The sequence below is a fragment of the Vibrio fluvialis genome (genome assembly GCF_900460245.1).
Classification (GTDB): Bacteria; Pseudomonadota; Gammaproteobacteria; order Enterobacterales; family Vibrionaceae; genus Vibrio; species Vibrio fluvialis.
Genome location: NZ_UHIP01000002.1, coordinates 951,272 through 964,606, shown reverse-complemented (window position 1 = coordinate 964,606; position 13,335 = coordinate 951,272). Strand labels below are relative to the sequence as shown.

Here is a 13,335-nt window from a genome sequence, read left to right as displayed (position 1 = left end):
GTTCCTTGGTGTAAAAAGCGCACTTCAAGGCCATCTCTAAGCCGCGAACGTCAAGCCATGTGCGCAAGCCGTTGATTTTTTTGCAGTGCAATGCGTCGCATTTTATGCACCGTGTTGTCGTTGCTATCAAAGTTTCAGTCGCCTAAATTACAATCTATTTGACTCATTTCCAGTCATCACGCAACGTTAATCGATGTCAAACCACATGGAACTTAGGAATGGAACACCACACGTTACTGCTGTTTACGATCGCCTGTCTGTCGATCAATTTGATCCCAGGCCCCGATGTGATTTATATCGTCTCTAACACCATGAAAGGGAAAATGGCCGCGGGTATGAAAGCGGCGCTCGGGCTCGGTGTGGGTTATGTGGGTCACACGTTGGCTGCTTGTTTGGGCTTGTCGGCGCTGATTCTCAGCTCAGCAATGGCGTTTACTGTCGTCAAATGGCTTGGGGCGGCGTATCTGGTCTATCTCGGCATAAAATCTCTGTTGGCGATGTGGCGTGGCGGCAGCCAGCTCAGCCTCGACCATCAAGCGAAAGCGCCGCAAAATATCTTTATGCAAGGCGTTATTGTCAGCGTACTCAACCCGAAAGTAGCGCTGTTCTTTTTGTCCTTTCTTCCGCAATTTATCGACCTGTCGGCAGGCTCCGCGAGCATGCAACTGTTTACTTTCGGCTTAGTCTTCAGTGTGCTGGCGACGCTGTGCAATGTGCTCTACGCCACGGCTGGCAGTTGGTTGCTGGGTAGCCCAAAAGCAAGCCGTTATTCACGAGCCCTGGAAGGCGTATCGGGCGTACTGCTGATTGGTCTGGCGGGCAAAATTGCCGTCAGCGACCGTTAAGCCAACCACTAAATCCGATACGAAACGAAAGGAAGTACGATGTACAAAGGTAAGATCACTGAATTGCTCGGCAGCGAACTGCCGATAATCCAAGCCCCGATGGCAGGTGTGCAAGACAGCGCGTTAGCCATCGCGGTGTGTGAAGCCGGTGGCTTAGGTTCACTGCCGTGCGGAATGTTAAGCGCGGACAAGATTGTTGCCGAAATCGAGGCGATTCAGGCTGCGACAGACAAACCGTTCAACCTCAATTTCTTCTGCCATGAAATGCCTGAGCAGGATGCGCGGCAGCAGCAAATCTGGCGTGATACCCTGCGCCCCTATTTTAACGAGCTCGGCAGCGAACCTGAAAACCATAGCGGCGGCGCCAGCCGACTGCCATTTAGCCATGAAATTGCTGACGCGATTGAACACTACCAGCCACGCGTGATCAGTTTTCACTTCGGATTACCGAAACCGGATCTGTTGGCGCGAGTAAAATCCTGGGGGTGCGCGGTGATCTCTTCAGCCACCACTTTACAGGAAGCGCTATGGTTAGAAGTCCACGGTGCCGACGCCATCATTGCGCAGGGCGCGGAAGCGGGTGGACATCGGGGTATGTTCCTGACGAACGATGTGACCACGCAACTCGGTACATTCGCGCTGGTACCACAAATCGCCCACAATGTGCGTATTCCCGTGATTGCTGCTGGCGGCATCGCCGATAGCCGTGGTATTAAAGCCGCCATGACACTGGGCGCCGAAGCCGTGCAACTGGGCACAGCCTATATGCTGTGTAGCGAAGCCAAAACCTCCCCCTTGCACCGCAGCGCCATTTCGTGCATTCGCGCCGAGCACACCGCCTTAACCAATGTGTTCTCCGGCCGACCAGCGCGCGGTATCGTTAACCGCGCCATGCGCGATCTGAACTATCTTTCTTCACTCGCACCGCAGTTTCCGTATGCGTCAGCCGAGATGTCCGCACTGCGCACGTTAGCCGAACAGCAAGGCCGTGACGATTTCACTCCGCTCTGGTGCGGGCAAAACACATCGGGCTGCGTGGCTATCTCCGCCGCCGAACTGACCTTGTTGCTGGCCACAGAAAGCGGCATGTTGCCTATTCGCTAGTCGCTTTCGCGAAAACAAAAAGGCACGTCACTAGAACGTGCCTTTTTCATTGGCTTTGCAGTGAAGATTAACGGCGGGCTTGCATGGCCAGTTCTACCGCGCGCAGCTGTGCCAGCGCTTTGGTTAGCTCAATCTGTGCCTGCGCGAAACTGAAATCGTCACCGTGGTGGCGAATGTTCTCTTCCGCGGCTTTGCGTGCCGCTTCTGCGCGAGCCCGGTCGATATCTTTACTGTGCAGCGCGGTATCGGCCAGTACAGTGACGATATCCGGTTGCACTTCCACCAACCCGCCAGAGACATAGAGGATCTCCTCTGGCTTATGCAAGTCACCGACAATACGCGCCACACCCGGTTTGATCTTGCTGATCAGCGGAGAGTGGCCCGGGCGAATCCCGAGTTCACCATCTGCGCCAGCGATGGCCAGGCCATGCGCGGGGCCAGAATACAAGGTACCTTCAGCACTCACTACGTTGAGTTGAAACGTGTTTTGTGTAACAGCTATCGCCATGTTGCCTCCTGCCAATTACAGCGTTTTGGCTTTTTCAAGCACTTCGTCGATGGTGCCGCAGTACAGGAATGCCTGTTCCGGAATGTCATCGTACTGACCATTCAGCAGCGCTTTGAAGCCTGAAATGGTGTCTTTCAGCGGAACGAACACGCCTTTCTGACCGGTAAACACTTCGGCCACGTGGTACGGTTGAGTCAGGAAACGCTCCACTTTACGGGCGCGTGAAACCAGACGCTTGTCATCTTCCGACAGCTCATCCATCCCCAGAATCGCGATGATGTCTTTCAGCTCTTTGTAGCGTTGCAGAGTCATCTGCACGCGCTGCGCCACATCGTAGTGCTCCTGACCGACGATTTGTGGATCCAACTGACGCGAAGTGGAGTCCAGTGGGTCAATCGCAGGATACAGGCCGAGTGCAGCAATGTTACGAGACAGAACTACCGTCGCATCCAAGTGCGCGAAGGTGGTCGCTGGCGATGGGTCGGTCAAATCATCCGCAGGTACATATACCGCCTGGATTGAGGTGATCGAGCCATTTTTGGTTGACGTGATACGCTCTTGCAGCACGCCCATCTCTTCCGCCAATGTTGGCTGGTAACCTACCGCTGAAGGCATACGGCCCAGCAGCGCCGATACTTCGGTGCCCGCCAGTGTGTAACGGTAGATGTTATCGACAAACAGCAGCACGTCACGGCCTTCGTCACGGAAACGCTCCGCGATGGTCAAGCCAGTCAGCGCCACGCGCAGACGGTTACCCGGTGGCTCATTCATCTGGCCATACACCATCGCCACTTTGTCCAGTACGCCAGCGTCCTTCATCTCGTAGTAGAAGTCGTTACCTTCACGGGTACGTTCCCCTACCCCGGTAAACACGGACAAGCCGGAGTGCGCTTTAGCGATGTTGTTAATAAGTTCCATCATGTTGACGGTTTTACCGACACCCGCACCACCGAACAGACCGATTTTGCCGCCTTTTGCGAACGGACAAATCAGGTCAATGACTTTGATGCCGGTTTCCAGCAGCGCGGTGCTGTTGGCCTGCTCTTCGTAGCTTGGCGCCGGACGGTGAATCTCATATTGCTGTTCTTCACCAATCGGACCACATTCGTCGATCGGCTCGCCCAGCACGTTCATGATACGGCCAAGGGTTTTCTCGCCCACAGGCACGGTGATCGGGCCACCGGTGGTTTCACACTGAATGCCACGTTTCAGGCCATCCGATGAACCCATAGCGATACAACGTACGATACCGCCACCCATTTGTTGTTGTACTTCCAGCATCAGTGACGAGTTGTTGCCGCCGATGACTTTCAGCGCGTCGTAGACTTTCGGCCCTTGGTTTTGCTCGAATTCCACATCAACAACCGCGCCAATCACTTTGACGATTTTGCCAATACTCATAATAAAAACCTCAAATTTCTCTCTAAACCGCCTGGGCGCCTGCAACGATTTCGCTCAGCTCTTGGGTAATCGCAGCCTGACGTGCTTTGTTGTACACCAGTTGCAGGTTCTCAATCAGTTGGCCCGCGTTATCGGTCGCAGCTTTCATCGCCACCATTCGCGCAGCCTGCTCACAGGCGATAGTCTCAACCACACCCTGATACACCAGTGATTCCACGTAACGGTGAATCAGATGGTTGAGGATGTCCTGAGGTGACTGTTCGTAGATGTAGTCCCAGCGACTGTTCTGATCACGCTCGATATCCTCTTTCGGAAACGGCAGCAGTTGCAGTACGCGGGGCTTTTGCACCATGGTGTTCACAAATTGGTTGAACACCATATACAGACGATCGATCTTGCCTTCGGAGTAATGCTCCATCATGGCGTTCACGGTGCCCAGCATCTCTTCCAGTTTTGGCTTGTCACCCAGACCCGAAGTCTGCGCGATGGATTTCCCCATCGACTGGAAAAAGCCAATCGCTTTTGAACCAATCAGTGTGGTATCCACTTCCACGCCTTTGGCGCGCCAATCCTGCATCTCCGTCAATACCTGCTTAAACAGGTTGGAGTTCAAACCGCCGCACAAGCCCCGGTCTGAAGAGATGATGATGTACGCCACACGTTTGATTTCCCGCTCTTGCAGGAACGGATGGCTGTACTCCAGTGTGCCGGATGACACGTGGCCGATCACTTTGCGCATGTTGATGGCATAAGGACGCGATGCTTCCATGTTGTCCTGTACCTTGCGCATTTTGCTCGCGGCCACCATCTGCATCGCACTGGTGATCTTCTGGGTATTCTGAACACTGGCAATCTTGGTGCGGATCTCTTTCGTATTTGCCATAAAGGCCTCCTACTGAGTGATGCAATGCCCTTATTGCAGTGCCATGAACGCTTCCATCAGCGCAAACAACTGGCTTTCGATTTCGCCGTTGTAATCGCCGGTCGCGTTGATGGTTTGCAGCAGTTCTGCCGCGTTTGCACGCGCGTATGCCAGCAAATCGTCTTCAAATTTGGCGATGTCATGCAGCTCAATGTTGCTCAGGAACCCTTTCTCGGCAGAGAAAATCACCACCGCTTGCTCAGCCACACTCATCGGTGAGTACTGCTTCTGCTTCATCAACTCCGTCACTTTCTCACCGTGGTCAAGCTGACGACGCGTAGTCTCATCCAAATCGGAAGAGAACTGAGCAAACGCAGCCAGTTCACGATACTGCGCCAGTGCAGTACGAATACCACCAGACAGTTTCTTGATGACTTTGGTTTGCGCGGCACCACCGACACGAGAGACCGAGATACCCGGATCAACCGCCGGGCGCAGGCCCGAGTTGAACAGTTGGGTTTGCAGGAAGATCTGACCGTCGGTAATCGAAATCACGTTGGTCGGAACGAACGCTGACACGTCACCCGCCTGGGTTTCGATGATTGGCAGCGCCGTCAATGAACCGGTTTTGCCTTTCACTTCGCCGTTGGTGGCACGTTCCACGTACGCTTCGTTCACGCGCGCTGCACGTTCCAGCAGACGGGAGTGGAGGTAGAACACGTCGCCCGGGAATGCTTCACGGCCTGGCGGGCGTTTGAGCAGCAGGGAGATTTGACGATACGCTACCGCTTGTTTAGACAAGTCATCGTAGACGATCAGTGCATCTTCACCGCGGTCACGGAAGTATTCGCCCATGGTACAACCGGCGTAAGGTGCCAGGTATTGGAGCGCCGCCGCTTCAGAAGCAGAGGCCACCACGATGATGGTGTTGTCCAGTGCGTTGTGCTCGTCGAGTTTACGAACCACGTTGGCAATGGTTGACGCTTTTTGGCCAATTGCCACGTAGATACATTTCACACCCAGAGATTTCTGGTTGATGATGGCGTCAATAGCCATCGCGGTTTTACCCGTTTGACGGTCACCGATGATCAGCTCACGCTGACCACGACCGATTGGCACCATAGAATCCACGGCTTTGTAGCCAGTTTGAATCGGTTGGTCGACCGATTTACGGTCGATAACACCCGGTGCAATCACTTCGACGGGTTCCATGCGATCGAACGTGATCGCGCCTTTACCGTCGATAGGTTGACCGAGCGTGTTCACCACACGACCCAGCAGGCCGTTACCTACTGGCACTTCCAGAATGCGGCCGGTGCCTTTCACTTTCATGCCTTCGCACAGGTCCGCGTAAGGGCCCATGACCACCGCGCCGACCGAGTGACGCTCCAGGTTAAGCGCCAGTGCAAAGCGGTTATCCGGCAGTTCCAGCATCTCACCTTGCATCACGTCAGACAGGCCGTGAATGGTGATGATACCGTCGCTGACAGAGACAATAGAACCTTCGTTACGAGCTTCGCTTTCAAGGTCGAAGTTGACGATACGCTGTCTGATTAATTCACTGATTTCGTTTGAATTTAATTGCATTTCTTTACCCCATTACACATGTAGGTTGGTCGAGAGGCGGCCGATATTCGCGATGACGCTGCCATCAAACACGGTTTGGCCGGCTTTAATCACCACACCACCTACCAGGGATGGATCCAGTTGTTGTTCCAGCGTGATGGTTTTGCCAAAGCGCTGCGTTAATGCTTGAGTAAGCTGCAATGCTTGCTCATCATCCAGCGGCTCGGAGGTACACACTGTCACATTCATGGTTTGTTGGAATTCCGCTATATACTCGCGGAACTGGCTCAGGACTTCGCTCAACGCCTTTAGCCGACGATTCTCGGCCATCACTTTCAGAAAGTTCTGAAAGTACTGGCTCATAAACTCACCGCCCACTTGCAGCATCATCTCCAGCAGCGGCTGTTCAGAGCTCTCTTCGTCCAGCTCATTGAGCATCAGAACGGTGTTGGGTTGAGTCAGAATCATCTCGGCGATGGTCAGCGTTTGCTGCCATTCGTCCAGTGCGTCGATCTCTTTGGCGAAATCAAACGCTGCTTTGGCGTAAGGTTGAGCGACGACAGTTAAGTCAGACATGCGTCCTCCTACATTTCACTGATGAATCGGTTCACAAGATCGCGATTCGCAGTGCTGTCGAGATTACGGCTGATCAGCTTGCTGGCGCTTTCGATCACCAGGTCGGCCATTTCCGCTTTCAGTTCCTGACGCAGGCGGTTACGTTCGTTATCGATTTCCGCCTTGCCCTCCGCAATGATGCGGTCTTTTTCTTGTCTGGCGAGTTCCACCGCTTCAGCAACCAATTGGTCCTGACGCTGCTGACCCTGCGCAATGATGGCCTGCGCTTTCTCGCGCGCTTCGGCAATCACGGTGGCACCGTTGGCTTTCGCCAGCTCAAGTTCCTTCACGGCTTTCTCTTTCTGAGCCAGACCTTCAGCAATTTCGGCGCGGCGCTCATCCAGCAGTTTGACGAGTGGTGGCCAGACGTATTTCATGCACAGCCACGCGAAGATCACGAACGAGATCGCCTGGCCGAGCATAGTGGCATTGATATTCATAGCACCCTCACATTCATAACGTGTTTTTGACGATTAATTTCGAATTACGCTACGGCGAAGATGATGTACAAACCGATACCCACACCAATCATTGGTACCGCATCCACAAGACCCATCATGATGAAGAACTGGGTACGAAGCATTGGGGTCAAATCAGGTTGACGCGCGACACCTTCCAGATATTTACCTGCCAGGTTACCGATACCTGCGGCTGCACCCGCGGCACCTAAACCAATCAATAGTGCACCGGCTACATACAGAACTGCGCTAACGATATCCATAACAACTCCTAGAATTGAATCAACAAGTTAAAATTAAATAAATTTGAGAAATAAATTAGTGGTGTTCTTCTACAGCCATACCTAAATAAACCACGGTCAAAACCATGAATATGAAGGCCTGAAGAACAACGATTAAAATATGGAACAATGCCCATGGAACACTTAATGCCCACTGCATCCACCACGGCATTAATGCGATCAGGATAAATATCATTTCACCTGCGTACATGTTGCCGAATAATCGCAAACCTAATGAAATAGGTTTTGAAATTAACGTTACCAGTTCTAACACAAAATTAACTGGATATAACAAAGGATGAGAAAAAGGTTGCGTAGTTAACTCTTTAATAAACCCTTTAATTCCTTTGTTTTTTAACGTATATAAAATCACTAAAGCAAATACACCGAGTGCCATAGACATCGTAATATTCACGTCTGCAGACGGTAGATCTCTAAAGTGACCAATCCCCAACATTCGAGTGATAGCTGGAATAAAATCAATCGGTAATAAGTCGATTGCGTTCATCAGCAATACCCAAACAAATATCGTCAGAGCCAGCGGGCCAATCAACTTGTCTTTGGCCAGAAAAATCTCGCTGACAATGTTTTCGACGAATTCAAAAATCAATTCGATAAAACATTGGAAACGGCCTGGTACTCCTTTGGTTCCTTTGCTGACTGCAAAGCGGAACGCCAGAATGAAGGCAATTCCCAGAACCCAAACCATGATCATGGAATCGATATTGATGCCTGACCAACCCTCGCCAGAGGTAAGAAAGGTCAGGTGGTGCTCAATGTATTCATGAGCCGATTGAACCTTCTCCATCTATGCTTTCCTTTCGGCCTTGTCCTTAAACATCGGCGTGAAGAAATGCCCGAGCATTGCCACACTGAATGCAATCAAGACCACTATGTTGCGCAGAGCCATGAATCGAAAGGTCAATACAAACATCAGGATGGTGTATATCACTTTGATGTTGCGGCTTAAGTTCATTAAGTCGCGTAAACTCTCCGTGGGTTTGAACTTCGATTTAATGGACGCCAGTAACATCCCGATCAAGGACGGCACCACGGCGATAACGACACCGGTGAACGCAGACTCTGCGCTTAACGTTCCATATCGAAAATACTCGAATCCAATGAATAACAACCCTAAGACCGTCTGAGCACACAGTATCCTCTTGCCTGCCACCATAATGGCATTGCTGGTACTACTTGCTTCCATAAACCACCTTGTTAATTAAAATTACAATTTATTCTGATAATTAAAATTCACAAAAAGTCCTTATTAAGTTTAATTTAAAATATCCTGATAATTAAATTTCACAGAATTAAATTCAGATTGATAATTATATTTCACAGAATAAGAATAACTCGGGATAAACAACCTTTCCCTCGAGTCCAAAAAAATATACACCCATAATTCGAACGGTTTGAATCCCAAAAAGCTGAAAATTATCATTCCATTTTTGAAGGTGATATTTATTTGTTTTTCTCAATTTTTGGGGATAGATTAAAAAGCAAGTTTGTACAGCAATGCAGACATAGCTCTATCACATGGATTGTGAACCCATCGGCGCGAGTTATTATGTGTTGGTAATATGAACCCAAATAAAAGCTAATTTTTTTGATTTACCAGAATCCCACTCTAAACACGTTGTTTAGAGTGGTTCTTTTTTTGTACGGGATTTATTATATCGAAGTTAATTTAAACAAATTTTAAATAACCCCGTTATTTAAATTAACGAGGTTATTCATTTTTACTCTTATTTATTTTATTTTTAGTGAAACTAGTTGCTTAATATCACTCGGGCATGGTGAGGCTGAACGGGTCGGTTGTTGTGTCCCATCACTTGCATCAGTGATTGATCCTGCTGCGCAGAGAGCACCTGCGATTGTTTAAGTACAAACCAACGTACCCCTTCGCTGCACGGTGGTGTGGTCAGCGATCCATTAAATCGATAATAATCATTCAGTTGTGGTAGCAAATCGTTGACTGGAAATGCGTTACTCAATAGCTGGGACTGACCTTTTTTCGGCAATGTCTGAGTCAGTTGACTTAGTGCGGAATTCTCTTTACCAACCTCAAACATCACGGCTAGTACCGCCAGATTGCCCTCGGCATCCGCGTTTACAAAATGCGCTTCCAGCGGGTATTGATGCCCCTTAATCAGGTTCTCTGACGGAGTGTGAAAATGAAACTGTTGCAACGTGAAGGTTTTACCATCCACGCTCAGCGTATTGTTGCCACTGACGCTGGCCTGCAACGTGTGGCCATTATTGGTCAGAGAGGTCACCACACCGGCATAATGCACAGCTAAAGGCGCCAGTTGTGCCTCAACTGCGTCATCAATATTAACCGGGCTCTGGTTCACACCAGCAGCGCACACCGGAGATACTGCTCCCCAATGCTCAGGCCCGTGAGCGCCTTCGTACCCCCATTCAGACGCTTGTACATTTGCCGCGCACAGTGCGCTTACTGACATTGCCAACCATAATTTTTTCATCATTTTTCCTTGAAGTTGTTTGTTTGCACTCGATACTCAGCTCACCGTCATAGTGAACGCTGCATAGTAATGACCCTTTTCAATCTGGGTGTATGCTGAAAAATTAGATTGATGCCGGAAATTGGAAGGGTGTTCTCAATGCGCGCACAAGCCAAGCATGATGAGTACGCCTAATTTCCTTAACCACCTGTTTTATCAGTAGAATACGTGCTACACGCATAAAAAAGGCAGTGCCGGAGCACTGCCTGAGTTCACTTCCTTGTGGGACTTAATCTGGTTACTGAGCCTGATTCTCGGCGATGGTTTGGGCGCTGCGCTCGAAGGTCATCGCCAGGCGCTCAAACATCCCTTCCACCACTTCAAACTGGCCTTTCGGGAGATTCGCTTCACGCAGCGCTTGCAACAGTGCATCACTGACTTGGCTGAACCGACATGTCGTTTTGCCTTTAGAACAGAGGAAGAAGGCATCCGCCAGCGCCTGCTGCCAATCATCAAGCATTGTTTCCACCTTGCTGCTTTTCACCCCCGAAATTAAACGGCGCAAACGAATCGACACATGCCCCAGATTGAGGCCCGTCAACGCTAAATCCGTGATGTCACGCGTGCGACTGGCCATGCTTTTGTCGTAGGTAGCAATGCGCAGCAAGCGGTCCCCCATTCGGGCGTTAAACCAGTGATCCGGCGCAGGATGGGACATGAGCTCTCGCAAATCCTTTTGCGTTGCGCGCATCAGGCGGTGCTGCATCAACTGCAGCCCAGGGCCAGTAATCATCTTGAACATCCAGTACAGCACCGTCACGCCGACAAAAATCGACAGCGCATTGCTGAGCGTGGAATCAATCGAAAACGAACGCGTCATGTTGTTGCTTGGGCTGATCAAGATGGTAAACGGAATGCAAAAGCCAAGGCCGTATGGCAGAGTCGGACGGTTCGCCAGCGCCAGCAAACCAAAGAAATACGGACCAGCGAGAATCATCACCAGCAGCTCATAATCTCCACTGCTTTGCGCCAGCAAACCAAGGCCATAAAAAATCGCCACAGGGACCGCGATCATCACCCCAAGTAGCAGGCGTTGCAGCACTATCATCAATATGGTGAGCGGTAAGCGCGCCATCATGATGGAGAAGGTCACCGGCAGGATCATCATCATCAGCGCCGCACTCGAGCCCGTTCCGACCCATACGCCTGCGCCCACAGAAAATACCACCATGGTGCGCAGGCCAGTCGTCAATCCCACCAGCGGGTCTTTGTAGGGTTTAAGATTCGGTGCATTGAGCAAGACCGGCTCTTTGCTGATCAGTGCGTTATACCCTTTCAGGATCATCACCAGATCGGCACTCAGTTCCAGCGAGACTTTCATCAACCGGGATTGTAACGGCGTGAGGTCGACAGCCTGATTGCTGTACACCAACTGACGGCGGCGCAGTGTCTGAGCCAGTTTGTAGCACGCTTCATAATCCGTCGTGGCCTGCATGCGCCTGAAGCTTTCGCCCATTTCGGCCATCATCTGCGCCAAATCATCGCCGATCAGTTCCGAGTGTTTGCGTTGCAGACGACCAAAAATCTGAATCACCGCAAGCAGCGACAGGGTCTTATTGCAAATCAGGCTGGCGGCTTTACTCTGTCCCGGGCCTTCCGGACCTTCGTATACCACTGCGCTCAAGTCATCGCTCATCACCGCAATCGATTCCAGGATCGCATCAATGTGCTGATGCCGGTTTTCGTGGGATCCGTTTTTGTCCAGTTCCAGACTCAGATAACTCAGCGTTTGGTTGATCACATTGCGCGCATGAGTGCGCAGGCCATCTTTTACTTCCATCGGGAAGATCAGTTTACTCACCAACGCCGCGCAGATAGCACCGACGATGATTTCGCTCACGCGCGCCTGAGCGACTTGAAAGATGGTCTGACTGCTGGCGGTCGACGGTGACACCATCACCAGCAACACAATCAGACAGGCGGTAATACCCGCCATCGCAAAGGCGTAAATGAAGTTAGTACGACGCACCATGGCGCCCATACCGGAGTTAAAACCCAGCCACAGCGCAAGCAAAGGCAGGGCAATTTCCGGATACGGTGCAAACCAGTTGAGAATGGCAATCCCGACGATACCCCCGATCAGAGTACCGACGATTTGGCACAAACCTTTTTCAATAACCAGACCGCCTTCCGGACGGATTTGCAAAAACACCGCCGACACCAGCGCCCAATAAGGACGATCCAGATTGAGGAACATAGCGATATACAGCGACAACGCCATCGCAATGACCCCTTTGATCGCAAACAGCACCGCCCGTTTATCCGGCATTAACAGGCTGTTGAGTAACACACCCATGGGCTTTACTCAGCTTCTTGCAGATAAATGGAGACCGTCATCCCAGCGCTGATGTTGATGCCTTCCGGCAGCGGATCCAGTTTGATATCGACCGGAATACGCTGTGCCAGTCGCACCCAGTTGAAAGTTTGTTGCACCTGAGGCAACAACTGCCCGTTGCTGCTGGTGTTGCTGTCGGCAATCGCTTTGCCGATGCTCACCACCGACCCCGTCAGCGGTTCACCGCCGCTCATCAGGCTAATCTTGGCTTTCTGCCCCACTTTGATCAGCGGCAGTTTGGTCTCTTCGAAATAGCCCGTCACGTAGAACGAATCTGTTTTGACCAGCGAAATCACCGAACTGCCCTGACTGACGTAGTTACCTTCACGCAAATTTAGGTTAATCAAGGTACCGTCGGCTGGCGCGTGAACCTGAGTGCGGTCGAGGTTGATTTGCGCGCTGTTCAGCTGAGCTTTAGCGATATCCAGACTCGCTTGTGCCAGTTCGGTATTGATGCGCGCGCTTTCCACTGTCTCTTCACTGATCAGTTTTTTATCGGTTAACTGCTGGCGGCGATGGTACTGATGGCGAGCCAAATCGAGTGAATATTGTTTATTTTCAACCTGCGCGGTCAGCTCTTTGATTTTGGCCTGATAACGGGTGTCATCAACACTGAAAATCAAGTCGCCTTTCGTCACTGGTTGGTTATCTTTCACATTGAGTGTTTTCACCCAGCCGGAAACATCCGGCGCAATGGTGATCACTTCGGCGCGAATGCGTCCGTCGCGTGTCCAGGGAGAATAGAGGTAGTGGTTCCAGACCCAATGGCCAGCAATGACGGCAATAATGACCACCGCCAGAGTCAGCGAAATTCGAAATAATTTTCCCATGC

14 protein-coding genes are annotated in these 13,335 nt (G+C 51.1%); 2 read left to right on the top strand and 12 right to left on the bottom strand.

The annotated features are described in order from the left end of the window. The first annotated feature begins 218 nt into the window (after positions 1 to 218). Both DYA43_RS19480 and DYA43_RS19475 read left to right on the top strand, forming a co-directional pair. Entirely contained in the window at positions 219 to 845 is a 627-nt protein-coding gene (locus DYA43_RS19480) for a LysE family translocator (protein ID WP_061055424.1), read from the top strand. Between the two features lie 39 nt (positions 846 to 884). After that, complete coding sequence (locus DYA43_RS19475; RefSeq protein ID WP_061055423.1) at positions 885 to 1,949, top strand: NAD(P)H-dependent flavin oxidoreductase; 1,065 nt, start codon at positions 885 to 887, stop codon at positions 1,947 to 1,949. A 67-nt stretch (positions 1,950 to 2,016) separates the two neighbouring features. Here the strand turns inward: DYA43_RS19475 and DYA43_RS19470 are convergent, their stop codons facing one another. The 12 genes from DYA43_RS19470 to DYA43_RS19415 all read right to left on the bottom strand — a co-directional run bounded on the left by DYA43_RS19470 (position 2,017) and on the right by DYA43_RS19415 (position 13,333). After that, the gene (locus DYA43_RS19470) at positions 2,017 to 2,457 is read right to left on the bottom strand and encodes a F0F1 ATP synthase subunit epsilon (RefSeq protein WP_020329068.1); all 441 of its coding nucleotides are present in this window, start codon (positions 2,455 to 2,457) and stop codon (positions 2,017 to 2,019) included. Positions 2,458 to 2,472: 15 nt separating this feature from the next. Then, positions 2,473 to 3,858: a F0F1 ATP synthase subunit beta gene (atpD, locus tag DYA43_RS19465; RefSeq protein WP_020329067.1), complete on the bottom strand. Its 1,386-nt coding sequence runs from the start codon at positions 3,856 to 3,858 to the stop codon at positions 2,473 to 2,475. A 22-nt stretch (positions 3,859 to 3,880) separates the two neighbouring features. Next, a complete protein-coding gene (gene atpG / locus DYA43_RS19460) occupies positions 3,881 to 4,741 on the bottom strand; it encodes a F0F1 ATP synthase subunit gamma (protein ID WP_020329066.1) in 861 nt (286 codons plus the stop codon). Between the two features lie 30 nt (positions 4,742 to 4,771). Then, positions 4,772 to 6,307, bottom strand: a complete 1,536-nt coding sequence (gene atpA, locus DYA43_RS19455) for a F0F1 ATP synthase subunit alpha (RefSeq protein ID WP_024374457.1) — start codon at positions 6,305 to 6,307, stop codon at positions 4,772 to 4,774. Between the two features lie 12 nt (positions 6,308 to 6,319). Next, positions 6,320 to 6,862, bottom strand: coding sequence for a F0F1 ATP synthase subunit delta (locus DYA43_RS19450; protein WP_024374458.1), 543 nt, complete (start codon positions 6,860 to 6,862; stop codon positions 6,320 to 6,322). 8 nt (positions 6,863 to 6,870) lie between these two features. Next, positions 6,871 to 7,341 (bottom strand): F0F1 ATP synthase subunit B, encoded by a 471-nt coding sequence (locus DYA43_RS19445; protein WP_020329063.1) that lies wholly within the window; start codon positions 7,339 to 7,341, stop codon positions 6,871 to 6,873. A 44-nt stretch (positions 7,342 to 7,385) separates the two neighbouring features. Next, complete coding sequence (gene atpE, locus DYA43_RS19440) at positions 7,386 to 7,622, bottom strand: F0F1 ATP synthase subunit C (protein ID WP_004727739.1); 237 nt, start codon at positions 7,620 to 7,622, stop codon at positions 7,386 to 7,388. A gap of 55 nt (positions 7,623 to 7,677) precedes the next feature. After that, the gene (gene atpB, locus DYA43_RS19435) at positions 7,678 to 8,448 is read right to left on the bottom strand and encodes a F0F1 ATP synthase subunit A (RefSeq protein WP_061055422.1); all 771 of its coding nucleotides are present in this window, start codon (positions 8,446 to 8,448) and stop codon (positions 7,678 to 7,680) included. After that, positions 8,449 to 8,847 (bottom strand): ATP synthase subunit I, encoded by a 399-nt coding sequence (locus DYA43_RS19430; protein WP_061055421.1) that lies wholly within the window; start codon positions 8,845 to 8,847, stop codon positions 8,449 to 8,451. A gap of 565 nt (positions 8,848 to 9,412) precedes the next feature. Next, complete coding sequence (locus DYA43_RS19425) at positions 9,413 to 10,129, bottom strand: carbonic anhydrase (protein ID WP_061055420.1); 717 nt, start codon at positions 10,127 to 10,129, stop codon at positions 9,413 to 9,415. Positions 10,130 to 10,406: 277 nt separating this feature from the next. Beyond that, positions 10,407 to 12,464 (bottom strand): FUSC family protein, encoded by a 2,058-nt coding sequence (locus DYA43_RS19420; protein ID WP_061055419.1) that lies wholly within the window; start codon positions 12,462 to 12,464, stop codon positions 10,407 to 10,409. A gap of 5 nt (positions 12,465 to 12,469) precedes the next feature. Further along, positions 12,470 to 13,333 carry an efflux RND transporter periplasmic adaptor subunit gene (locus DYA43_RS19415; RefSeq protein ID WP_024375152.1) on the bottom strand — a complete coding sequence of 288 codons (864 nt, stop codon included), beginning with the start codon at positions 13,331 to 13,333 and terminating at the stop codon, positions 12,470 to 12,472. Positions 13,334 to 13,335 lie beyond the last annotated feature (2 nt).

Bases quoted from the DNA above. Each gene is read 5' to 3' on its own strand.
- DYA43_RS19480 (WP_061055424.1), top strand. From the start codon at position 219: ATGGAACACCACACGTTACTGCTGTTTACGATCGCCTGTCTGTCGATC.
- DYA43_RS19475 (WP_061055423.1), top strand. From the start codon at position 885: ATGTACAAAGGTAAGATCACTGAATTGCTCGGCAGCGAACTGCCGATA.
- DYA43_RS19470 (WP_020329068.1), bottom strand. From the start codon at position 2,457: ATGGCGATAGCTGTTACACAAAACACGTTTCAACTCAACGTAGTGAGT.
- atpD (WP_020329067.1), bottom strand. From the start codon at position 3,858: ATGAGTATTGGCAAAATCGTCAAAGTGATTGGCGCGGTTGTTGATGTG.
- atpG (WP_020329066.1), bottom strand. From the start codon at position 4,741: ATGGCAAATACGAAAGAGATCCGCACCAAGATTGCCAGTGTTCAGAAT.
- atpA (WP_024374457.1), bottom strand. From the start codon at position 6,307: ATGCAATTAAATTCAAACGAAATCAGTGAATTAATCAGACAGCGTATC.
- DYA43_RS19450 (WP_024374458.1), bottom strand. From the start codon at position 6,862: ATGTCTGACTTAACTGTCGTCGCTCAACCTTACGCCAAAGCAGCGTTT.
- DYA43_RS19445 (WP_020329063.1), bottom strand. From the start codon at position 7,341: ATGAATATCAATGCCACTATGCTCGGCCAGGCGATCTCGTTCGTGATC.
- atpE (WP_004727739.1), bottom strand. From the start codon at position 7,622: ATGGATATCGTTAGCGCAGTTCTGTATGTAGCCGGTGCACTATTGATT.
- atpB (WP_061055422.1), bottom strand. From the start codon at position 8,448: ATGGAGAAGGTTCAATCGGCTCATGAATACATTGAGCACCACCTGACC.
- DYA43_RS19430 (WP_061055421.1), bottom strand. From the start codon at position 8,847: ATGGAAGCAAGTAGTACCAGCAATGCCATTATGGTGGCAGGCAAGAGG.
- DYA43_RS19425 (WP_061055420.1), bottom strand. From the start codon at position 10,129: ATGAAAAAATTATGGTTGGCAATGTCAGTAAGCGCACTGTGCGCGGCA.
- DYA43_RS19420 (WP_061055419.1), bottom strand. From the start codon at position 12,464: ATGGGTGTGTTACTCAACAGCCTGTTAATGCCGGATAAACGGGCGGTG.
- DYA43_RS19415 (WP_024375152.1), bottom strand. From the start codon at position 13,333: ATGGGAAAATTATTTCGAATTTCGCTGACTCTGGCGGTGGTCATTATT.